General features: G+C 68.6%; 19 protein-coding genes and 1 pseudogene. 9 read left to right on the forward strand and 11 right to left on the reverse strand.

Annotated elements, in window-relative coordinates; all coding sequences use genetic code 11:
• Positions 1–6: 6 nt before the first annotated feature.
• Together ACZ5XS_RS06615 and ACZ5XS_RS06620 are read right to left on the reverse strand one after the other, a co-directional pair.
• A complete protein-coding gene (locus ACZ5XS_RS06615) occupies positions 7–966 on the reverse strand; it encodes a hypothetical protein (RefSeq protein WP_468648390.1) in 960 nt (319 codons plus the stop codon).
• Positions 963–3,065 carry a helix-turn-helix domain-containing protein gene (locus tag ACZ5XS_RS06620; RefSeq protein WP_468648392.1) on the reverse strand — a complete coding sequence of 701 codons (2,103 nt, stop codon included), beginning with the start codon at positions 3,063–3,065 and terminating at the stop codon, positions 963–965. The genes ACZ5XS_RS06615 and ACZ5XS_RS06620 overlap by 4 nt, the downstream gene beginning before the upstream one ends.
• Positions 3,066–3,140: 75 nt before the next feature.
• Here ACZ5XS_RS06620 and ACZ5XS_RS06625 point away from each other — a divergent pair, with 75 nt between their 5' ends.
• Positions 3,141–3,356, forward strand: a complete 216-nt coding sequence (locus ACZ5XS_RS06625) for an HAD hydrolase-like protein (RefSeq protein ID WP_468648394.1) — start codon at positions 3,141–3,143, stop codon at positions 3,354–3,356.
• A gap of 273 nt (positions 3,357–3,629) precedes the next feature.
• On the opposite strand, the gene ACZ5XS_RS06630 is transcribed toward ACZ5XS_RS06625, so the two are convergent.
• Entirely contained in the window at positions 3,630–4,172 is a 543-nt protein-coding gene (locus tag ACZ5XS_RS06630; protein WP_468648396.1) for a GNAT family N-acetyltransferase, read from the reverse strand.
• Entirely contained in the window at positions 4,172–5,398 is a 1,227-nt protein-coding gene (locus tag ACZ5XS_RS06635) for a tetratricopeptide repeat protein (RefSeq protein WP_468648398.1), read from the reverse strand. The genes ACZ5XS_RS06630 and ACZ5XS_RS06635 overlap by 1 nt, the downstream gene beginning before the upstream one ends.
• 321 nt (positions 5,399–5,719) lie before the next feature.
• Here ACZ5XS_RS06635 and ACZ5XS_RS06640 point away from each other — a divergent pair, with 321 nt between their 5' ends.
• The 4 genes from ACZ5XS_RS06640 to ACZ5XS_RS06655 all read left to right on the forward strand — a co-directional run bounded on the left by ACZ5XS_RS06640 (position 5,720) and on the right by ACZ5XS_RS06655 (position 7,618).
• Positions 5,720–6,061, forward strand: a complete 342-nt coding sequence (locus tag ACZ5XS_RS06640) for a hypothetical protein (protein ID WP_468648400.1) — start codon at positions 5,720–5,722, stop codon at positions 6,059–6,061.
• A 234-nt stretch (positions 6,062–6,295) separates the two neighbouring features.
• Entirely contained in the window at positions 6,296–6,733 is a 438-nt protein-coding gene (locus ACZ5XS_RS06645; protein WP_468648402.1) for a glycine-rich domain-containing protein, read from the forward strand.
• Positions 6,734–6,808: 75 nt separating this feature from the next.
• Positions 6,809–7,186, forward strand: coding sequence for a hypothetical protein (locus ACZ5XS_RS06650; RefSeq protein WP_468648404.1), 378 nt, complete (start codon positions 6,809–6,811; stop codon positions 7,184–7,186).
• A gap of 135 nt (positions 7,187–7,321) precedes the next feature.
• Complete coding sequence (locus ACZ5XS_RS06655; RefSeq protein WP_468648406.1) at positions 7,322–7,618, forward strand: DUF6247 family protein; 297 nt, start codon at positions 7,322–7,324, stop codon at positions 7,616–7,618.
• A 268-nt stretch (positions 7,619–7,886) separates the two neighbouring features.
• On the opposite strand, the gene ACZ5XS_RS06660 is transcribed toward ACZ5XS_RS06655, so the two are convergent.
• The gene (locus tag ACZ5XS_RS06660; protein WP_468648408.1) at positions 7,887–8,669 is read right to left on the reverse strand and encodes an SDR family NAD(P)-dependent oxidoreductase; all 783 of its coding nucleotides are present in this window, start codon (positions 8,667–8,669) and stop codon (positions 7,887–7,889) included.
• A 59-nt stretch (positions 8,670–8,728) separates the two neighbouring features.
• Here ACZ5XS_RS06660 and ACZ5XS_RS06665 point away from each other — a divergent pair.
• A pseudogene (locus ACZ5XS_RS06665) lies at positions 8,729–8,942 on the forward strand (winged helix-turn-helix transcriptional regulator); the annotation flags it as partial.
• 170 nt (positions 8,943–9,112) lie between these two features.
• Here the strand turns inward: ACZ5XS_RS06665 and ACZ5XS_RS06670 are convergent.
• On the reverse strand, positions 9,113–9,565 hold the full coding sequence (locus tag ACZ5XS_RS06670) for a hypothetical protein (protein ID WP_468648410.1): 453 nt from the start codon (positions 9,563–9,565) through the stop codon (positions 9,113–9,115).
• Position 9,566: 1 nt separating this feature from the next.
• Positions 9,567–9,887, reverse strand: coding sequence for a hypothetical protein (locus tag ACZ5XS_RS06675; protein ID WP_468648412.1), 321 nt, complete (start codon positions 9,885–9,887; stop codon positions 9,567–9,569).
• Between the two features lie 459 nt (positions 9,888–10,346).
• Between ACZ5XS_RS06675 and ACZ5XS_RS06680 the strand changes: the two genes are divergently transcribed.
• Positions 10,347–12,455: a LamG domain-containing protein gene (locus tag ACZ5XS_RS06680; RefSeq protein WP_468648607.1), complete on the forward strand. Its 2,109-nt coding sequence runs from the start codon at positions 10,347–10,349 to the stop codon at positions 12,453–12,455.
• Between the two features lie 115 nt (positions 12,456–12,570).
• Here ACZ5XS_RS06680 and ACZ5XS_RS06685 read toward each other — a convergent pair whose 3' ends face one another.
• Both ACZ5XS_RS06685 and ACZ5XS_RS06690 read right to left on the reverse strand, forming a co-directional pair.
• Complete coding sequence (locus ACZ5XS_RS06685) at positions 12,571–14,241, reverse strand: glycosyltransferase family 2 protein (RefSeq protein WP_468648414.1); 1,671 nt, start codon at positions 14,239–14,241, stop codon at positions 12,571–12,573.
• 179 nt (positions 14,242–14,420) lie between these two features.
• Positions 14,421–14,588, reverse strand: coding sequence for a hypothetical protein (locus ACZ5XS_RS06690; protein WP_468648416.1), 168 nt, complete (start codon positions 14,586–14,588; stop codon positions 14,421–14,423).
• Between the two features lie 133 nt (positions 14,589–14,721).
• Between ACZ5XS_RS06690 and ACZ5XS_RS06695 the strand changes: the two genes are divergently transcribed.
• Positions 14,722–16,176 (forward strand): alginate lyase family protein, encoded by a 1,455-nt coding sequence (locus tag ACZ5XS_RS06695; RefSeq protein WP_468648609.1) that lies wholly within the window; start codon positions 14,722–14,724, stop codon positions 16,174–16,176.
• Positions 16,177–16,384: 208 nt separating this feature from the next.
• Here ACZ5XS_RS06695 and ACZ5XS_RS06700 read toward each other — a convergent pair whose 3' ends face one another.
• Both ACZ5XS_RS06700 and ACZ5XS_RS06705 read right to left on the reverse strand, forming a co-directional pair.
• A complete protein-coding gene (locus ACZ5XS_RS06700) occupies positions 16,385–17,848 on the reverse strand; it encodes an MFS transporter (protein WP_468648418.1) in 1,464 nt (487 codons plus the stop codon).
• Between the two features lie 55 nt (positions 17,849–17,903).
• The gene (locus tag ACZ5XS_RS06705) at positions 17,904–19,241 is read right to left on the reverse strand and encodes a DUF445 domain-containing protein (RefSeq protein ID WP_468648420.1); all 1,338 of its coding nucleotides are present in this window, start codon (positions 19,239–19,241) and stop codon (positions 17,904–17,906) included.
• Between the two features lie 194 nt (positions 19,242–19,435).
• Here ACZ5XS_RS06705 and ACZ5XS_RS06710 point away from each other — a divergent pair, with 194 nt between their 5' ends.
• Positions 19,436–20,770: an SGNH/GDSL hydrolase family protein gene (locus tag ACZ5XS_RS06710; protein WP_468648422.1), complete on the forward strand. Its 1,335-nt coding sequence runs from the start codon at positions 19,436–19,438 to the stop codon at positions 20,768–20,770.
• Positions 20,771–20,829 lie beyond the last annotated feature (59 nt).

Here is a 20,829-nt window from a genome sequence, read left to right on the forward strand (position 1 = left end):
GGCTCCCTACTCCCCACTCTGGTTCAACGCTCGCAGCCCGTTGCCAAGGTTCCTACTGACCTTCGCGCGTCGCGCTGCCGCGTACTGGATTCGCGGCTGGAGGTCCTGCCAGCCTCCCTCGGTTCGGCGCAGATGGATCTCCAAAAGGGCATCCGCCGGCGAGAGCTCGGGGAGAACGTCTGGAAGCATGGAGCGCAACACCCCGTCCTTCCAGCCTGCTGGCCATTGCGGTGTGTCGTCGTCGTCCAACTCGACATCACCCACCGCCGCATGAAACATCGCCGTCCATGCCTCTGTGGCAATCTGCGCGGCCAGCACCCCGCGCACGGCCTTCTCCAATGCTCCACCACGTCCGTTGAGGAATTCGGCAAGGCCCTCGAAGCCGGTATTGAGGTGCACAGTGGGCATGTCCCCCGTGGTTTCCACCAGCCACGGCGCCTCTTTGAACGGTCGAAGCCATTCGTGCGGACCGTCCCGGAAGTTGACCTCCTGAATGTTCAACTCTTGCTTGCGCGTCGGCGTACGTGCGTTGAGCTCAACAGACCAGGTCTCCTCGGCAGTGCCGATGAGCCTCCCTGACTCTCCGTCGACGGTGGCCACCACATTGATCGTGAGCAGCGCGCGTGAGTGGTGATCATCCCGCGCGAATCTCAAGCTGCCAGCCCAGTTGCTGTCGTCGACGGACGAGAGCTTGGCGACTGCACGGGTGTTGGTAGCCGGCTCGGTCAGGATTGCGACGCACACCACATCCCTCCATGCTCCGGATGCCAGCTCCTTCGAAGGCAATACGGCTCTCAAGTCCAGCCGTGCCTCGTCCCATTGGGAGCGCTCAGCCTCATGCAGGGCGACGACCCGCTGTTCACGCGAGATCATGCTGAGAGGTAGGGCCCGACCGTCAAGCTTCGCCCCGGTAACCTCAAATGCGACCTCGCCGGCCAGAGCGGGATAAGGGAACACGATGTTCATGCCGTTACGCCCTTCCCTTTCTGCAGATCCACGATCAGTCGGGCATGGTGCGCGGTCACTGGGTGGCTGGCCACATCAGTGACTCCGCTGAAGGACGCGATGGCCACGCCTGGTTCGAAGTGCAGAACGCCATCCTCCACTCGACAGTTTTCGCCGGCGATGAGCTTCGACCATTCCACCGAGGGTTTGCCGCCGGACCGGACATCGAACTTGGCCACCGGTACGAGTAGCCACGGGTCTTCGCGCCTCGGCAGCTTGACCTCGACTCTGACGTTCCAAGCCCCCCGTGTGTCAACCTCGCCTTCGACATGGCGAACCACAGGGTGCCGCTCAGGTCGACGGGCCTCAGTCGAATGCGCGTCGATGCGCAGCAGTTCTCGGAGTACAGCGGGGCCGCCCTCCTTCCGTGCCTCACGACGGCCCACAAGATTTCGCACCGCCGCCGTCATGCTCTTGCGGAACTCGTCGATCCTTGCGCGGGCGCCGCGGGCATACGTGGTTACGAGGTCTTCGGTCTTGGTCCAGTCGTTGTGTTCCGGAGGTTCGGAGGCACGCAGAAACATTTCCGCCAGTTCGACGTCGTCACCCTTCGCTCCGGTCGCCTTCCCTGCGAGGAGAACCGCTTGGAAGGCATCGGTACTCAGCGGCAGGTCCGCGACTCGGCGAGTCATGACCGTCATGCGGTTGCCTCTCATGCACACAAGGCGGTTGGGCTCCACATCCTCGTCGTCCGCCGCAGTGACCAGGAGAACCGCTTTGTGTTCCGTGCCGGAGCCAGGACGACCTCCCGCATCCTTGCGTGGGGGTACCCACAACGAGACATGAGCCATGGCCACTTGAGTGGTATCCGTACGCTGATCGACGGTTTCGCCGTCAAGAAAGGCCTTCAGCGCACGCGTCCGAGCAGGCTGGTGTCGTGAAGGGTCCACCTTCTCCGCGGGGATGACCACCTGGCCGTTGCGCAAGGTCGTCACTGAGGCTTCCAGTACGGGATGGCCATCCCGGCCGGACGTCATGGCCGCCCAGAAATTGTCGGCCAGTGATCTGACCAACTTCTCGTGCATCTCCTGCAGGCTTTCGGCGTCACCCGCAGCATCATGGGCACCGACGACGAGGAACGATGTACCGGGATCCTGGTTCTCTCGCTCCAGGTGGAGGGACTTCGCTGTCTCCTCATCCGCCCACCAAGAACGGGCAACTCCTTCGCGCCCCGGTTCCGTGTCCGCCTCGCCGAGGCTGGCGAGCCCGGCGTAGGCGCGCCCGTTGCTCTCGTGCCAGGGCAGTTCGAGGCGCCCAAAAAGACGCCGTTCGTGGCGCCCCTCATGCGCGCGAGACAGAGTGCTATTGACAAGTACAAGCCCGAGACGGCTCGTCGCCCAGAGCGTGATCTTCCCCAACCCGTACGAGCCGCCGGCCACACCGCTGCCCTTGTGACTATTGAGTTGGTCCCTGAGCACAGCGGCGAATTTGCTGTCGTCGCCGTAGTCCGGTCCGGTCAGCCCTGTGCAGTTGTAGTCGTCCACTCGAAGCAGCAACAAGGTGTCGGACTCGCGCATCTCGCGCAGACCTTCGGCAATGACTCGACCGACCTTGTGCTTCTGCGTGGCCGCGGCTTGAAGGTGCGGCTCGATCTCATGCCAACGCAGCGCGTCCTGAAAGGACCTGAGATATTCACCCGACAGTTCGTTGAGTGTGTAGCGGACGCGCACAGGCTGATGCGAATCATGCTGCTCATCCAGGCTGTTCTGCGTTGCCTCCCTCGCCAGCACGGCGACATCGGCCTCGAACGCGAAGGCCGCCGCGTTGCCGAACTCTCTACCTCCGTCGGCGTGCGCCGGTCGCGGCATCCATTGGACAGGACGTCGCGTCACAGCATCCGCGGTGCGGCTGTACACCGTCGCTTCGTCCGTGCCCAAGGCGGCGGCTATCGCCCTCTTCCTGTCCTCACGGGGTTCGGCTCGCCCCGTCACCCATGCAGAGACAGCAGCTGGAGTCACGCTGATCATGTCTGCCAAGGCAGTCTGAGTCATGCCCTGTTTGCGCAGCTGTCGATCGAGCCAGATACCGAATTCCTGGGCACTGCTGGTCGCCTCTGCCACCGCATCTCCTTGATGGGTCAAGTCGAAGCGCGATCGTATCAAAGGAAATTTGAATGAGCGTGCGATCAACAAAAGTTGATTGTTTTCAAGATCCAACTCGTCGCCGATGCGGCGCCCTCCGCGATCAACGGAAACCTTTACATCGGCGATCGATGCGACAACGACTTCCGTCTGGCCGGCGAGGCCGGCATGCGCACCGCGCTCGTGCGTCGCTGGGACGTGGGCAACTATCCAGTGGAACAGTCGGGAAGCCAGGGAGCTGCCGACCTGTCGTGTCGACAGTCTGCTTGAACTGCCGGATGGATCCGGAGATTCAACGGCCCAGTGCGCTGATGGTCGTAGAGCCGATCGTCGAGTTCGCGGACGCAGAGGCGGTGCCGCTGTGGAGTCAGCGTGCGGCGGACCTCGCGTACGCGATCCATGCCCGTCACGTACCAGGTGAAGGCCAGTTGATCGAGTGCTCGTCCCGCGTACTCGCAGGCTTGTTTCGGGTTTCCTGGTGCCGCCTCGACAGCTGCCAAGTCGCCCTAAACGGCGGTGCGCTGCTTGTGGTCGCGGGGGACATCACAAAGAGAGCACCATCGCGCACAGCAATGGTGCGCCGTCGAACGGCACGGCATGCCCCACTGCTTCGTACCCCCAAGTCTCATACAGCGAACGCACCTTGATGTGGTCCTTGTGTACAAGCAGCGTGGCCCGCTGCTCCCTACGGGAGGCGAGAAGATCGTCGTGGATGCGCCGCGCTGCACCCGTGCCGCGCCAGGGTGTACGGACCATTAGCTCGGACAGGGCGAAGGTGCGGGCCCCTGTCTCGGCGGTGAAGTCTTCAGGCAGGGGTGGGGTGACCTTGGCCCACCATGTTGTGGACGGGCTCAATGGGGCGCCGTACGCGTAGCCGACCGGCTGCTCCTGGTCATATGCGAGGACGCACGCGAACGCCTCGTGGGCGGACCAGTGGTCGACGAACTTCGCGAAGGCATCACGCCCAGCGAGAGGGTCGTTGCTTGCTTCGTACACCTCGTCGTGGATGTCCAATAGGAGTTCGCGGATCGCTCCAGCATCCTCGTGTCCGTAGTGTCGCAACTCCAGCTCGGTGTGGGTAGTCATCACGTAGGTCCTCCCAGTGGCCGGCTGACTGCGATGACCCGTTCGAGGCGGGCGGTGATGCGACTGCTGGTGATACCGACTGTACGGAGGCCAGCGGCCGTGGTCGCTGCCCTTTCGTAGTCGCCTTGAGCCAGCTGGAGTTCCGCGAGCAGCACGTTGTAGTAAGCGCGGTTCCGGGTGAAGCGTTCATCGAGAAGATCGAGTGTCTGAACTGCGTGTGCCTCTGCACGGCCGTATTGACCCGCGCTCTGATGGGCGATGGCGCCAAGGCCGGAAAGCTCAGCAGGTGTGAGGAATGCGAGCCAGCTGGGGGCACCGGTCGGGTCTGCGCGGTCGTAAGTGCGCTCGGCGGCCGCGAGGTGGCGGCTCATGCCGTGCGGATCGCCTGTCTGGGCAAGGCAATCCGCAAGTCTGGCGTTCAAGAGTGAGGAGATCAACGGCTGACTCCGCAGGTGCCGTTCAGACAGCGCGGCGCGGTTGATGCGAGCCGCTTCGGCGGGGCGTCCTGCGTGTTCGGCTTGAGCGGCAAGATCAGACCAAGCCCTGGTCACCAACACCGGATCGCGTGCCAGGAGTGCGGCCTGCAGTGCGCGGCTCCGTAGTTGGGAGGCCCTCTCGTACTGGCCGCAGTCATGGGCCGACCAGCCCGCACACGCTGCGACCTCCGCCATGGCGCGGTGCATCGCACGTTCGACGCGCTCGCCGTAGGTGCAGTGATCCAGAGCATGTTCAAGACGCAAAAGGTAGTCGGCCGCGACATCGACCAGAGCACCGCCGCCGAGCCCGTTGAAGTGGGCGTCAAGGCGGGTGATCGTACTTCGGATTCTGTCAATGTCGCTGGCACCAAGACGGCCGTACCCCGGAGTCTGGTCGATGCCGAGGGCGGTGACGAGGGCTCCGGCGATGAAGGTACGACGCTGCACCACGCTCGCCCCCTTCGCCGGTGCTGGTCGTGCCGGCGAAGGGAGGGGCTTGGTTGACTTGCGCTGCACGAACCCCATTGCCTCTGGGCTGCGGCCGAAGATTTCCTGGAGCGGGAGAAGGTACCGAGACCACGGCCGTTGGACATCGCCCGCGATCCACCGGCGTACATGCCGATCCGTGCAGTTGGCAGGCTCACCGAACAGCCGCTCGGCCACCCGGTTGACCTCGCCTGCAAGCTGTTCATGGGTATAGCCGAACTCAGCTAACAGGTCCTCGAGACAGATATTTCGCGAACCGCCCACTTCCGCCCCCTCGCGTACGTGGTCCTCTGACGGTAGTCCTACCGGCATCCCTTCCTCGGTAAAACTGTCCGGTCGGCTGTGGGTAACTGCCCCACTTCTGTCCTGATGGCCGACAGGTCGATTCCGGTTTCCTCGTGGATGTGAACAACGCACACGATCGAGGGAGCAACGGTGCCGACGCCAACGGACATGGACAGACTGATCTCTGAATGGCTCGCGGGGGCACACCCGGTGCCCGAGCAAGCTCGGGCGGAGTGGTCGAACCAGGGGGTAGCCCTCTTACCTCTTGGCCGACGGTTCGCCGCGGTAAGGCTCTCGGGGGTGCTGGTCTGCGCTGCCCTGGACACCGAGGACCCGGGCGTGGTGACCGAGGCTCTGTCTGAACGACTGCGCGGGCCCGTCATCCACGACAACCGCGCCGCGGGACCGACGTACTACCCGCTCATCCAGTGGCATGCCGGCCTGGTCTGGGACTACAACCGCAGCGCGCCGTGCCTGCGGGACGACACGTATCTCGGCGTCCCGCGCATCGATCGCCGGGAGCCGCCCGGAACGTACTGGGCCGTTCCGCCTCGCTACGAGGGCAACCTGTGCAGGCCACAGGCGGTGCGAGACCTGGTCGACGCCGGCCACCGGCAGCTCATCCATCAGACGTTGGTCTGACCCGCCCGCTCAGCCGTCTTCCGCCGCGCGGCTTGTCTGCACGACGTCGCGCTGCGGTCTGCAAACCCCCCTCCCCCGAGCACTCGACAGGCATTCGGCACTCGAGGAGAGGGCTGCCCGAAGGTCCACCCCACGGTGAGGTGAATCCATGCCGCACACAACCCCGACCAGACCCGACATGCCACCGGGTCCGACTCCGCCCAGGAAGGGCAGCGCTACGAAGGGAGGCATCCGATGACGACCGCCATTGCCACCGGCGTCCGCACTGGCCGATCCCTCGTGACCGACGCCGAGTTCGACATGCTCGCCGCGTTCTGCGCCGAGGAGTACGGCCTGGAGCGCTGTGTCGCCGACCGAGTCGTCGACCAGGCGCTCGCCATGGTCTTCGTCATGGGCTCGTCCGGCGAGGGCGCGGCCATGGCGCCGTCCCAGCAAGTCGATCCGGGCTGGCACACGCTCATCCTGCACACCGGTTGGTACGCCGACTGGTGCGAGAGGAGCTTCGGCTACTTCCTGCATCACCAGCCGAATTCGAAGGTGCGCACGCGCGGTCTGATGGTCGACGTCGTCGACCAGATCAGGTCCGCGGGATTCGAGGTCGACGAGCGGCTGTGGGGCACGGCCGCGGACTGCAACCCGCCGGCCTGCTGCGGTGACGGCCCCTGCTGCTGACCCCGTCCCCCGGAATGGGCGGGTCGGCCTCCCCGGCCGGTCCGCCCACCTCAGTGCCAGAACGGACCCCGCCCGTTGTCCCTCACCGAGCTCACCGCGACCAGCCGCGTGACCGTCTTCCCGCTCGAAGGTCTCAGCGTCGCCTACACCACCCAGTCCAGTGACGAGCGTTGCCTCGGTGACATCGGACTCGTCACCGTCGTCGACCCGGGTGGCGATGGCGAAGAGCTGTGGCGCCTTGCCTGCGATCTCGGCGGCCATCAGCAACGCCATGCCCAGGCCCAGTGGATTCTCACGCAGGCGAGCCGCGCGCGAACGGTCAATGCGTACACCGATCTGTTGGGCGCGAGCTGGACGGCGTACATCTGTCGGAGGTTCGTACTCGACTCGCTCTTCGCCAACCACGATGTGTTGATGACCGGTCGGATGGTGCTGCCGGGGCTCCAAGCGTGAGCCAGGAACCGTACTCACTTAGTAACGGCGCACCGAGCGCCTTCGCGTCTGGCGCACTGACGAGAGGTTCCTCAGCGGCCCCTTCCGCCGTAGGACACTCCTCTTGGGACAGCAGACAGCAAGGAGCTGACGATCGTGAGCGCACAGTACGTGGAGACGCCCGGGCCTGCGACGCTGCCGTTGAAGACCATCGGTGACATTCGAGCTGCTCTTCGGTCCGGGCATGGCTTTCCGGGTGACCGGGAGTCCTTTGAAGCAGATCTTCAGCGTGCGTTGGAGGCATCGTCCGACACGGATCTCAACGCTGTTGCCACGATGATCGTCGACTACCGGGGCAGGATCCGCCTCTACCAGGATCCCGACTTTGACACTGCCGTGCAGGAGGGCATTGACCTCACGGCTCGGTCGAAGCAGGAGGAACAGGGCCGGTGAGCGGCGTGATCGCGGCGCGGCCGTAACAGCTCGGGTGGCCGATCGGGCGAAGGCTCTCGGAGCCGAGCAAGCACTGGAGACGCTCCGGCAGGAGCTGAAGAATTTCGCGGCCCCAGCGCACCGGCGCGTTCCACGCCTTCAGCAGCGCTGCCTCCTACCTCGGCTCAGGCCGGCCTAGGCGAACCCGCCCACCGACGCGGCCGGACTGTTGGTGATCACAGCCCGGCCCGACCGGGTCCAACTCCAGGCATCTCCGGCGAAGTCCCGCTCAGTGCACGGAAAACCCGCCATCCACAAAGATCGACTGCCCCGTGACATACCCCGACCCCCGCCCCGCCAGGAACACCGCCGCCCCTGCGAAGTCCTCGGCCAGGCCGTTGCGGCCGATCATCGTGCGGGCGGCCAGCGCCGCCACCTTCTCCGGGTCGGAGGAGAGGCGGGTGTTGAGGGGGGTCATGACGAAGCCCGGGACCAGTGTGTTGGCGGTGACGCCGTAGGGGGACCAGGCCTCGGCCTGGGAGCGGGCCAGGGATTCCAGTGCGCCCTTGGAGACTCCGTAGGCGCCGCTGTGGACGAAGGCACGGTGGGCCTGCTGGGAGGTGATGTGGATGATCCGTCCGAAGCCCCGTTCGGCCATGCCGGGTCCGAAGCGTCGGCCCAGCAGGAAGGGTGCCTCCAGGTTCACGGCCATCGTGGTGTCCCAGACCTCGTCGGCCAGTTCGTCCATCGGGGGCCGCAGGTTGATCCCGGCGCTGTTGACGAGGATGTCGGGCTCGCCGAACACCTCGGCTGCCTGGTCCGCCGCCGTGCGCACCCCGTCGCGAGTGCTCAGGTCGGCGCTCACCCAGGCCGCCCGGCAGCCGGCCGCGGTCAGCTCGTCGACCGTGGCGGCCAGTTCCGGCTCCCTGCGCGCCACGATCACCACGCTCGCCCCGGACCGTGCGAGGGCGCCGGCGATGGCGTGGCCGATGCCGGAGCTGCCGCCTGTCACCACGGCGACCCGGCCGTCCAGTGAGAACAGTTCGGAGAGGTAGGTCTGCGAGGTCGTCATCTCCGCACCCTAGACGGCGCCTGCACGACGACCGGTGCCCGGTGCGCGGTGCCCGGTCCACCGAGCGGTTACGGCAGTTGGAACTACGGGCTCGTCGTGCGCACGTACCACCCCGAGGTTCCGCCGCGGGTGGAGTGCGAGATCAGCGAACTGGGACGGAGCCTGGGACCGATGTTCGCCGCACTCTCCGCCTGGTCGGTCAACCTGGACACGGCCGAGGAGGCCCGGCGGGAGTACGACACCAGGGACCGGCCCCGTAGCCGTCGAAGCTGATCCGAAGGTTCACCGAGAACCGGCGCCGCGAGGCACGTCGGGCGTGGCCGGGTGGCGAGCCGGTAGCGGTGGGCGGCGGGAGAAAGCGCGAAGCGCCCGTCCCGCCCGGTGGTGCCGGGGGAACGGGCGCTTGCGTAGAGGGCGTAGAGGGCGTAGAGGGCGTAGAGGGCTCAGCCCTGGAGCTTCATGCCCTCGGGTGAGGTGAGGCCCTTGTCGGGGTGGGCGCGGAACGTCGCCGTCCAGGTGGTGGGCGGGCAGGACGTGCCGTTGGGGTGCTGCTCCGTCAGTTTGGCCCGGGTGCTGTCCTCGACGACCGTGTCACCGCTCTTCACGGACGTCACGGTGAGCCGTACCGGCACGGTGGACGCACCGATGTCGTCGGGGAGTCGGACCGACAGCGAGGCGAACGGGTCGTCCGGGCTGCCCGATGTCCGCTCCTCGCAGGTGTCGTCCACGCACAGCCGGACCTTCGCCTCGTTCGGGCCGCCGCCGAAGTCGGCGGGCTTCCAAACGGCGGAGACCTGCGAGTCCGCGTCGGCTTCGGTGCACAGTGTGCTCTGGCCGAGGAGCGAGCATCCGGTCAGGGCTACCGCCAACAACGGTGTGAGAAGTACGCGGCGCATGTCAGTACCTCGCTACCGTGCCGGGGAAGGCGCTGTTGGCCAACCCGATGTCGGTGAAGAATAGCCAGCACGGGTCGAACAGCCCGCCGCTGTTGTCGTCTCCGCCGCCACGGCCGCCACCGCCGCCGGAGATGATGCCCTTCGCGAAGGCGCGTCCGCTGCTGTCGACGGTGTACACCGGACCGCCGGAGTCGCCGTTGACCGTGCAGGATCCGGACGTCTTCTTGGCGACGACCATGTTCTTGGCCCTCGTACCGCCGGAGTAGGTGAAGCTCACCTGGGTGTCGGTCACCTTCCAGCCGCACTTCTCGCCGGTCATCATGCCGCCCGTGCAGACCTTGTCGCCCTCCTGGGCCCAGCGCCGCCAGTACTCACGGCCCGAACATAGGAGTTCGACCCGACGCCGCCCTGCGGTCCACCCCGGCACCGGGGCTCAAGCGCCGCCCAGAACGTAGCCCGACTCATCCGGATCTTGGGCATCGCTACCGCAGCAACAAGAGGCGCTCGACCGTCCGGCAGCGGAGGAGAACCTGCTGGTGTATCGGGCCTGACGTTCAGAGGCCGGTGCCGAGAGCAGCGGTGAGGCTTCGGCTTCGCCTCCTCGCCCGCCCCCGCGGCTTCGGTACGCAGCAGAAAGCGCTTCAACTGTGTCAGTGACCTCTGTTAGCTTCATGCGGCTCGTGCGGCCCACGAGCCTCAACGGTGAACAGGGGTGGGACAGTTGACTGGAAGACGACACTTGGCTGGAAGACGAAGAACCGCTGGAGCGCAGCTCGCGACGATGTGCTGCGCCGCGGCGGTCGTGGTGGCGGGGACCGGCATGTCCGGCACGGCGTACGCGGCGGAGAACCTGCCGCCGAAGCAGCCGCTCGTGCAGGACTTGGAGACGGAGACCAAGGCGTGCGCGACCGGTGACGAGCGGGCGTACGTCGGGGCGCCGCCGACGCTCGGCGCGGTCCTGTACGACCCGGAGGAGGACAACCAGCCCGCCGAGGCCAACCTGGTCAGGGCCGAGTTCGAGGCGTGGTGGACCGACGCGGCCGGAGTCGAGCAGCGCCGTACGTACACGTCCTACGAGACGTTGTCGGGATCGCGGCTGCCGTGGCGGATGCCGGAGGACATCCCGGCGGACACGGTGATCTCCTGGCACGTCCGCGCCGACGACGGCAAGGCGACCTCCGCCTGGAGTTCGCAGGGCGACGGGTCCGTCTGCGAGTTCGTGTACGACGACGCCAGCCCGGAGAAGGCGGTCGTCACCTCGCCCGACTTCCCGGAGGAACAGATCGGGGGCGGCGTCGGCGTCTACGGCGGCTTCACCGTGGACTCCCCGTCATCAGACGTCGTCGAGTACCGCTACAACTTCATCGGCGGCCCGTACGGGACCGTCCGGCCGGACGAGATGGGCGGGCCCGCCACCATCCGGTTCCTGCCGCTCCAGGCCCGCCCGGACTACCTGAGCGTGCGCGCCATCGACCGCTCGGGGCGCAGCAGCGGAACCACCACGTACTTCTTCCGGGTCCCGAGCGGGCGCGCACCCGTCGCCCACTGGAAGCTCGACGACGCGGCGGGAGCCACCAGCGCCGCCGCCGAGCCGGGCACCGCCGCCCGCGCCGGCCGCGGCGTGACCTTCGGCGGTCCGGCACCCCGGGGCACCGGCGCCACCGCCACCGTCGCCCTCGACGGCAGCCGTCACGGCTTCCTCACGCCGGACGCCCCGGCCGTCGACACCGGCAGGACCTTCGCCGTCAGCGCCTGGGTGCGGCCCGCGCAGACCGACCGGACGATGACCGTCGCCGGCCAGGACGCGGGCGACACGGCCGCCTTCCGCCTCGGACTGAGCAGCCCGGACTCCGGACCCGCCTGGACGTTCGGCATCGGGGGCGCACGGGTGTCGGGCGGTGTTCCCGAGACCGGTGAGTGGGCCCACCTGCTGGGGCTCTACGACGAGGAGACCGGCAAGGCGCAGTTGTACGTCAACGGCCGCTCGGTCGGCACCGCCGTCGAGGCCACACCCGCGGGGCCGAACGAGGCGTTCCAGATCGGCCGGGCCCGCAGCGGGTCCGGCTACCACGCGCGGTGGCACGGCGACATCGGTGACGTACGGGCGTACGACAGGGTCGTGGTGCCGGACGAGCTGGCCGAACTGAGCCGCCGCACACCGAAGCTGCTCGGACACTGGTCGCTGGAGACCGCGACGGACGGCGCGAGCCCGGAGCAGAAGGGCGGAGCGCCGCTCAGGCTCGGCACCGGAGCGACGATCTACCGGGGCTCCGACAACTCCTGCATCCCGGATCTCGACCCCGACTGCACCTACGTGCCGCCCGCCCTGGTCGGCGACGGGCATCTGCGGCTGGACGGCGAGAGCGGGCACGCCGTCGCCGAGGGCCCGGTGGTGGACACCGGGGACAGCTTCACCCTGGGCGTGGTGGTACGGCTGGCGGACTCCGAACCGGCCCACCCGATGACCGTGCTGTCCCAGGCGGGCGAGCACACCGACGCCTTCAAGGTGCGCTACGAACCGTCCGAGCACGCCTGGCAGCTGGTCATGCCGGAGAAGGACGAGGTCGGCGCCGCCGAGACGGTGGTGTCGCAGATCGAGATGGCGGACGGCGGCGAGGGCCAGGGCCACCGCCTTGCCGTGGTCTATGACGACGCCACCGACACGGTCAAGCTCTTCCTGGATGGTGAGACCAACGCCCAGGCGACCGGAACCCTGCCGAACGGCTGGCGCAGCTCCGGGGCACTCCAGATCGGCCGGGCGCAGGCCGGCGACGGCTGGGGCGAGTACCTGCACGGTGACGTCGACGAGGTGCAGGCATACGCCGGCGCGCTGAGGGACGCCAGGATCAGCGGTCTGGGCTGGGGAACGGATCCCTGCGTCGACTGCTAGTCGGTGACCGACGGGCTGGGCGTCGGCAGGTCCGACGCCCAGCCCTCAGTCACTCAGTCACTCAGTCACTCAGTCACTCAGTCACTCACTGCTTGGTCCTTGGTCCGCCGGTCCCTCAGTCGCTCCGCCCCGGGGTCCAGGGATCCGCCTTGCGCGCGAGCGTACGGACCTGTCCGCGTACGTCCTTCGGGAGGCGCCGCAGGACGGTGCGGGCGGCGCGGCGGACGGTCGGGGTCGCCGTGGCGTGCAGGAGTACGCGGTGGGGGACGGAGAGGTGGCCCGGCTGGCCCACGGAGAGGCGGAGCTGGCCGTCGGGGCCGCCCCAGGCGGGGTGGACCAGGCGGGACGGGGTGCCGGTCGTGAACGCGCCGGGGCAGGTGGGGGTGCCGGTGAGGCGGATCCGGCGGCCGACGCCGAGGAGTTGCGCGTACGCCCACACCAGGTGCGTGCCGGCAGGCATCTCGGTGCCGCCGGCCAGGGTCAGGGGGTCGATGGTGGTCTCGCCGGTGATGATCACGCGGTGGCGGCCGTTGCCGAGCGGCTGGGTGCGCGGGGCGAGGCCGGTCTCCGGGTACCACCACAGGTTCCGGGTGGCGTCGTGGACGAGGAACTCGCCGCGGGCTTCACGGAGGGGGTGCGGGACCTCCCAGTCCTCGGCGCCCTTGATGTCCGCCAGCAGTTCGGGGTCCAGGAGGAGACGGCCGTAGCGTTCGACGAGGGTGAGGGGTTCGCCGTCGGGGCGGAGCATGCCGATCGTCGTCCTGATGACGAGTTTGTCGTTCCGCTTGCGGATGTGGTCGACCGTGAGCTCGGGCTTGATCTTCTGGGTGCGGTGCGCGAGTTCGATCAGGGAGTCCAGGTTGCCGTCCTCCAGGAGGCGGCCTCTGAGCCTGGTGATCGCGGGGAGTCCGTCCCGTACGCCCGGTGGGTAGCAGTCGAGGGCCATGCGGCGTACGACGTCGAAGTACCGTTCGAGGCTGCTGCCCGTGCGCTGGAGGACGCGGGGTTCGACGACCGGGCGGAGGAGTTCGACGCGGTAGGAGCGGCGCAGCAGGTGGTCCTGGAGGGGGCCCGGTTCGGTGCCCTCCTTGATGGCCTCCACGACGGTGCGCAGGTGGCCGTAGTAGGTCTCGGGGGTGGTGGCGCGTCCGCTGGTGTTGCCTCCGTCCTCGCGGCGGTTCCACACGTAGCAGGGGTGGTCGCCGAGGATGGAGACCCGCTTCGCGCGCACGTACGCGCGGGCCATGAAGAGCTGGTCCTCCAGGCGTACCGGCCCCTCGGGGAAGGTGATCCCCTCGTCGAGGAGGAAGGCCCGGCGGAACATCTTGTGGGGCGTCAGGCTGTCCATGAGAGACGCGTCCTCGACCGTGCAGTGTTCGACGGTGCGCCGGAAGACGCTGCTGGGGCCCTGCATGGTGCCCACGACCTTGCCCAGGACGATGTCGGAGGCGTTGCGGCTGCCCAGGTCGTACAGGCGTTCCAGGGCCTCGGGGGTCAGGTCGTCGTCCTGGTCGACGAACTGGACGTACTCGCCCCGGGCCGTCCGGACACCCACGTTGCGGGGTTTGCCCGGCCAGCCGGAGTTCTCCTGGTGGACCACGCGTACGTGGGGATGCCGGGCGGCCAGCTGGTCGAGGCGGTGCGCGGAGTCGTCTGTCGAGCCGTCGTCGACGTAGACGATCTCGTACGCGTCCCGGCCGATGCTCTGGTGGAGCAGCGAGGGGGCGCAGCGGTCGATGTACTCGCCCGCGTTGTAGACCGGCACCACGATGCTGACCTTGAGCATTAACTCCCCCAGACATGGGCGGACCAGGTTATTTCGTACCCGATCTCACCGTAGTCGGAGCCCTCGATCGCGTCCGGCCAGGCGCGCTGGGAGTGTCGGGAAGTGCCGGGACGTGCCGGGACGCCGGGAAGTATCGGTGGGACTTCGGGATTGTCACGTCCCTCCGTCATGTCCCTCCGTCATGTCCCTCCCTGCCGGGCCTCGGCCTTGCCGAAGCCCGGCGGGGAGGCTGACGGCCGCCGGCTCACCCAGGCCTCGAGGCCGAGCAGGCCGTAGAAGTCCCGGTTCGTTCGCATCGATTCCTCGGACCGGACGTGGATGTCGGGGACGACTCTGCGGACTGTCATCGGCGTCTCTCCTCGCGCTCGTGCGGTTTTCGTTATCGGCTGCCCTTCCCGTTCGTCTCCTCACCGTCCCCCCAGGCACGCGATTCGACCCCGAGGAACGAAACACGTGACACGAGAGATCAGCCGCCGGAGCATGCTCAAGGCCGCAGGCGTCACCGCCGGAGCCGTCGGTATCGGTACCGCCCTCGGCACGGGCACACCGGCCGCGGCGGGCACCGCCGCCCACGCGCATCCCGGCCTCCTGCACACCCGGGCCGACCTGGGCCGCATGGCCGCCAAGGTGAAGGCGGGCGCCGCCCCCTATACGGCCGGTTTCGCCAGGCTGACCGCCAACCGCCATGCGGCGAAGGGCTGGACGGCCAATCCCCAGGCCACCGTGTACCGGGGTGCGGGCTCGCCGCAGAACTACACGATCCTCTACAACGACGTCCACGCCGCCTACCAGAACGCCCTGCGCGGTCACGTCAGCGGCGACAGCGCGCACCTCGACACCGCCGTGGCGATCCTCAACGCCTGGTCGGCCAAGCTGACCAGCATCGACGGCAGCGCCGACCTGTTCCTGGCCGCCGGGCTCTACGGCTATCAGCTCGCGAACGCCGCCGAACTCGTCCGTGACCACGGTGACTTCGAGCTCGGCCGGTTCCAGCAGATGCTCAGCGACGTCTTCGCGCCGCTGAGCGACAGCTTCCTCGCCGATCACAACGGCGCCGTCGTCACCAACTACTGGACCAACTGGGACCTGGCCGCCATGGCCTGTGTCCTGGCCACCGGCATCTTCTGCGACGACAAGGCCCAGGTCGCCCGCGCGGTCGACTACTTCAAGGACGGCGACGGCCTGGGCGCCGTCCGGCACGCCATCCCCGTCGTGCACGACGACGGACTCGCCGAGTGGGTCGAGGCCGGCCGCGACCAGGGGCACGCGCTGCTCGGCGTCGGTCTGATGGGCACCGTGTGCGAGATGGCCTGGAACCAGGGCATCGACCTGTACGGCTACGACGACAGCCGTTTCCTCAAGGGCGCCCAGTACGTGGCCAAGTGGAGCATGGGCGGCAACGTGCCGTACACCGCCAACACCCGCGCGAAGGGTGCGATCAACGGCTGGTCCGGGCAGGAGACCGCGTCCGACGCCGCCGCCGTGGACCCGGCGATGCAGCGCCCGATCTGGGCGATGATCGCCGGCCACTACACCAAGCGGCGTGGCCTGTCCGCCAGCTACCTCACCCGGATCGCCGCGAAGGCCTCGCCCGAGGGTGGTGGCGGGGACTACGGCCCCAACAGCGGCGGTTACGACCAACTCGGCTTCGGCACGCTGGCGTTCACGCGGGACCGGGCGGCGGACACGTCGGCCTCCCCTGGCCCGATTCCGAGTCCGAGCCCGAGCCCGGCGGGCGGTGCGTCCGCCGCCGGCCGCCCGCCGGCCGAGGCGACGGCCGACGCGTCCCCGTCCGCCTCGGTCGCCGGGGGTCTCGCCGCCACCGGTTCCGGCGACGTCGTCGGCTGGACCGCCGCCGCGGGCGTCACCGCCGTCGCCGGCGGGCTGCTCTTCCTGCGGCGGCGGGACCGGGTCCGGCACGACGGCGCCCAGTAGCGTCCACCCGTACCGCCCGAGGGCATTTCGCCCCCGCCGCCCCTTCCCCTCCCGTCCCTGGGGGCTGCGCCCCCAGACCCCCATGTCGCGCTTCGCGCTCGTCCTCAAACGCCGGACGGGCTGAAATCAGCCCCTCCGGCGTTTGAGGAGCGGGGTCTGGGGCGGAGCCCCAGAAGGACGGGAACGGGAAGGGGCGGCGGGGGCGGAATCACCGAGCGTCGGCCGCCGCCGTCAGTGGCGTCGCGATGTCCTCCAGGGAGCGGCGTTCCGCGCGTACGGCGAGGAACGCGGCGACCAGGCCGGCCGCGCACATCAGGGCCGCGCCGATCTGGAAGGCGAGGACCGTGTCGCCGACCTTGCCCGTGCCGGTGAGGTCGGCGAAGAGGATGGGGCCGCTGATGCCGCCGGCGGCGGTGCCGATGGCGTAGAAGAAGGCGATGGACATGGCCCGGGTCTCCATGGGGAAGACCTCGGAGACCGTCAGGTACGCGCTCGACGCGCCCGCGGAGGCGAAGAACAGCACCGCGCACCAGCAGGCGGTCAGCGTGGACGCGCTCAGGGAGCCGCGGTCGAAGAGCCAGGCCGTGCCGAAGAGCAGCAGGCCCGAGAGCAGGTACGTCGAAGAGATCATCACCTTGCGGCCGACCGTGTCGAACAGCTTGCCGAGCAGCAGCGGGCCGAAGAAGTTGCCGACGGCGATGACGGCGAAGTAGTAGCCGGTGTCGCCGGTCGGGACGTCGTAGAACGTCGTCAGGATCGCGCCGAAGCCGAAGGTGATCGCGTTGTAGAGGAAGGCCTGGCCGATGAAGAGGGAGAAGCCGAGGATCGCCCGCCTGCGGTAGTCGGAGAAGACCGTGCGGCCGATCTCCAGGAAGGTGACGCTGCGGCGCTGGTGGATGGTGAGTTCGCCCTCTGCCGGCGGCAGCGGTTCGTCGCGCTCGGCCTCGACGCGCTGTTCGATGGAGGAGACGATCCGTTCCGCCTCCTCGTCCCTGCCGTGGATCAGCAGCCAGCGTGGGCTCTCGGGGACGTGGCGTCGTACGAGGAGGATCACCAGGGCGAGGACGGCGCCGAGGGCGAAGGTCAGCCGCCAGCCGACGTTCGCCGGGAAGATGTCGGTGTCCAGCGCGACGATCGACAGCAGCGAGCCGCCGACCGCGCCCAGCCAGAAGCTGCCGTTGATCATCAGGTCGACGCGGCCCCGGTACTCCTTGGGGATCAGTTCGTCGATCGCGGAGTTGATGGCCGCGTACTCGCCGCCGATGCCGAAGCCGGTCAGGAAGCGGAAGGCGAAGAACCACCAGGTGTCGAAGGCGATGGCGGTGAGCGCGGTCGCCGCGAGGTACACCGCCAAGGTGATCATGAACAGTTTTTTGCGGCCCCAGACATCGGTCAGACGGCCCCAGAACAGGGCGCCTAAGCAGGCGCCGGCCACGTAGAGCGCGGCGGCGATGCCGGTGACCTGGCCGGAGGTGATCGGCAGTCCGCTGCCGGGCTCGGACAGGCGGCCCGCGATGTTGCCGACGACGGTGACTTCGAGGCCGTCGAGGATCCACACGGTGCCGAGACCGATGACGATCGTCCAGTGCCACCGCGACCACGGAAGGCGGTCGAGGCGGGCGGGAATGTCGGTCGTCACGGTTCGGCCTGTCTCGGCCTGCGCGGTGGTCATGGGCCCCCTCCTCAGCTGAGCGAGAACCCGGATCGAGTGCCCTCGGCCAGTGGGGTTACGCCCCCAGTGCCCGCGACACCGTGTAGATCAACAAGCCCACCAGCGAACCGACCACCGTGCCGTTGATCCGGATGAACTGGAGGTCACGGCCGATGTTCGCCTCGATCTTCTTCGTCGTGTGCTCGGCGTCCCAGCCCGCCACCGTGTCGGTGATCAGGGAGGTGATCTCCTTGCGGTAGGTGGTCACGACGTACACCGCCGCGCCCTCCAGCCAGCGGTCGACCTTGGTCTGCACCTTCGGGTCGGCGGCCATCCGGGCGCCCAGGGACAGCAGGGAGGCGCGCACCCGCAGCCGCAGCTCGCTGCGCTCGTCCTCGGCCGCCGAGACGATCATGGATCGTACGGCGGTCCAGGCGGAGGCGATCAGGTCCTGGACCTCGCCGCGGCCCAGCACGTCGCCCTTGAGCCGCTCGACACGCGTGCGCGTGTCGGTGTCGGACTGGAGGTCGGAGGCGAAGTCGGAGAGGAAGCGGTCGAGGGCGCCGCGGGCCGGGTGGGAGGGCATGTCCCGCATCTCGGCGCAGAAGCGCAGCAGTTCCTTGTAGACGCGTTCGCCGACCCTCTTGTCGACGAACCTCGGGGTCCAGCCGGGCGCCCCGCCCTGTACGGCGTCCATCACGGAGTCGCTGTGCAGCACCAGCCAGTCGTGCGCGCGGGACACGATCAGGTCGACGGCACGGCGGTGGCCGCCGTCCGCGACGACCTTCTCCAGCATCTTGCCTATGCCGGGCGCGATCTCCTGCGCGTCGGCCCTGCGCGTGATGGCCTCGCCGACCACCGCCTGGACGTCGGAGTCGCGCAGCACGGTCAGGGCGCCCCGGAGCGCGGCCGACAGCTCGGCCGTCACCCGGTCGGCGTGCTCGGGGTCCGCGAGCCAGGTGCCGAGCCGGCTGCCGATGCCGACGGCCCGCAGCCGCTGCCGTACGACGTCCTCGGAGAGGAAGTTCTCCCCGACGAACTCGCCCAGCGACACCCCCAACTGGTCCTTCTTGGTGGGGATGATCGCGGTGTGCGGGATGGGCAGGCCCAGCGGGTGCCGGAACAGGGCGGTGACCGCGAACCAGTCGGCCATCGCACCGACCATGCCGGCCTCGGCGGCCGCGGCGACATAGCCCGCCCAGGCGCCGGCGCCCTGATGGGAGGCCCACTTGGCGAGGACGTAGACGAGCGCCACGAACAGCAGCATGCCGGTGGCGGTGAGCTTCATCCGGCGGACGCCGCGCTGCTTCTCCTCGTCCGCCTCGCTGAACGTGTTCATGGCGCGGTTCGTGAAGGCGCCGGGCCGGGCATGCTGCCCTTCGGCCCCGGTTGATCCCGTTTCCGTACGTTCCATCCGCTCCACCCGTTCGGTGATCCCTCACACATTGTCCCTTCCTGACCGACTCCTGGAACGGAACAAGAGTTCCCAGCGTCTGTCCGGTCGGGGGAACGCGGCGGGGTCCTGTCAGTTTTCCCCGGCCCATGGCTCATCATGGGCTCATCAGATCGGAGCCTTGGGCTCCCATCGCCCGAGGAGAACAACACAGCATGACCCGGCGTCATGGTTACGCCCTGCTCGCCGCGATCCTCTCAGTGATCGTGGCCCTGTCCGCCGCCATCTACGTCGGAGTGGCAACCGACGACGGTACGAACGAACGCACCACGCTGGCCGGCGGGCCCGCCCCCCACAACTCCGCAGCCCCGGTCTCCACCGGCGTCTGGGTCGGCTCCTGGTCAGCCTCCCCGGTCGGCGGCGAACCCGGCACCGAGACCGACGGCCTGGCCGGCCGCTCGGTCCGCAACGTCGTCCACGCGAGCGCCGGTGGTACGAGTGCCCGCGTCACACTGTCCAATCTCTACGGCCAGTCGCCGCTGACCATCACCCACGCCTCGCTCGCCCTCGCGGCCGGCACCGGCACCGCCGAGGCGGCCGCACAGACCATGCGGCGCCTGACCTTCGGCGGCGACACCGCCGTCGTCGTCCCCGCCGGACAGCAGGTGCTCAGCGACGCCGTCGTCCTGCGCATCCCGGCCGACAGCGACGTCCTGGTCACCACCTACTCCCCCACCCCGTCCGGCCCGGTCACCTACCACCCGCGCGCCCGTCAGACCTCGTACGCCGCCGCCGGCGACCGCACCGAGGACCCGACGGCGACCGCGTACACCGAGCAGACCGAGTACTGGCGCTACCTGACCGCGCTGGACGTGCTCAGCGACGAGGCCGAGGGCACCGTCGTCGCCTTCGGCGACTCGCTCACCGACGGCGTCGGCTCCACCGCGAACGCCAACCACCGCTGGACCGACCTCCTGTTCCAGCGGCTGCGCGCCGCACTCGACGCGGGCCGGGACGTGCCCCGCTACAGCGTCGTCAACCAGGGAATCGGCGGAAACCAGATCCTCGCCGACGGCCTCGGCCGGCCCGCCGAGAACCAGGCCGGCGTCGACCGCTTCGCCCGCGACGTCCTCGGCCGCACGAACGTCAAGGTCGTCGTCGTCGACCTCGGCATCAACGACATCCTGCGCAACCCCCGGCTCGCCGACCCCGACGCGATCCTCGAAGGCCTGCGCGCCACGGTCCGCCAGGCCCACGCCCGCGGCATCAAGGTCGTCGGCGCCACCCTGATGCCCTTCGGCGGCCACCGCGGCTACACCGGCGCCCGCGAGTCGGTACGGCAGCAGATCAACGCCGACATCCGCGCGGGCAAGGTCTACGACGCCGTCGTCGACTTCGACAAGGCGGTCCGCGACCCCTACGACCCGCGCAGGTTCCGCTCCGACTACGACTCGGGCGACCACCTCCACCCCAGCGACAAGGGGTACGCGCGCATGGCGGCGGCCTTCGACCTGGACGACCTGAAGGGGACGGCACCGGCGAAGCTCTGACGCGAGGTCCGGGTGCGTGGGGGCTGGTCGCGCGGTTCCCCGCACCCCTGAGGGGCATC

It is taken from the genome of Streptomyces sp. NPDC033131 (assembly GCF_055578365.1).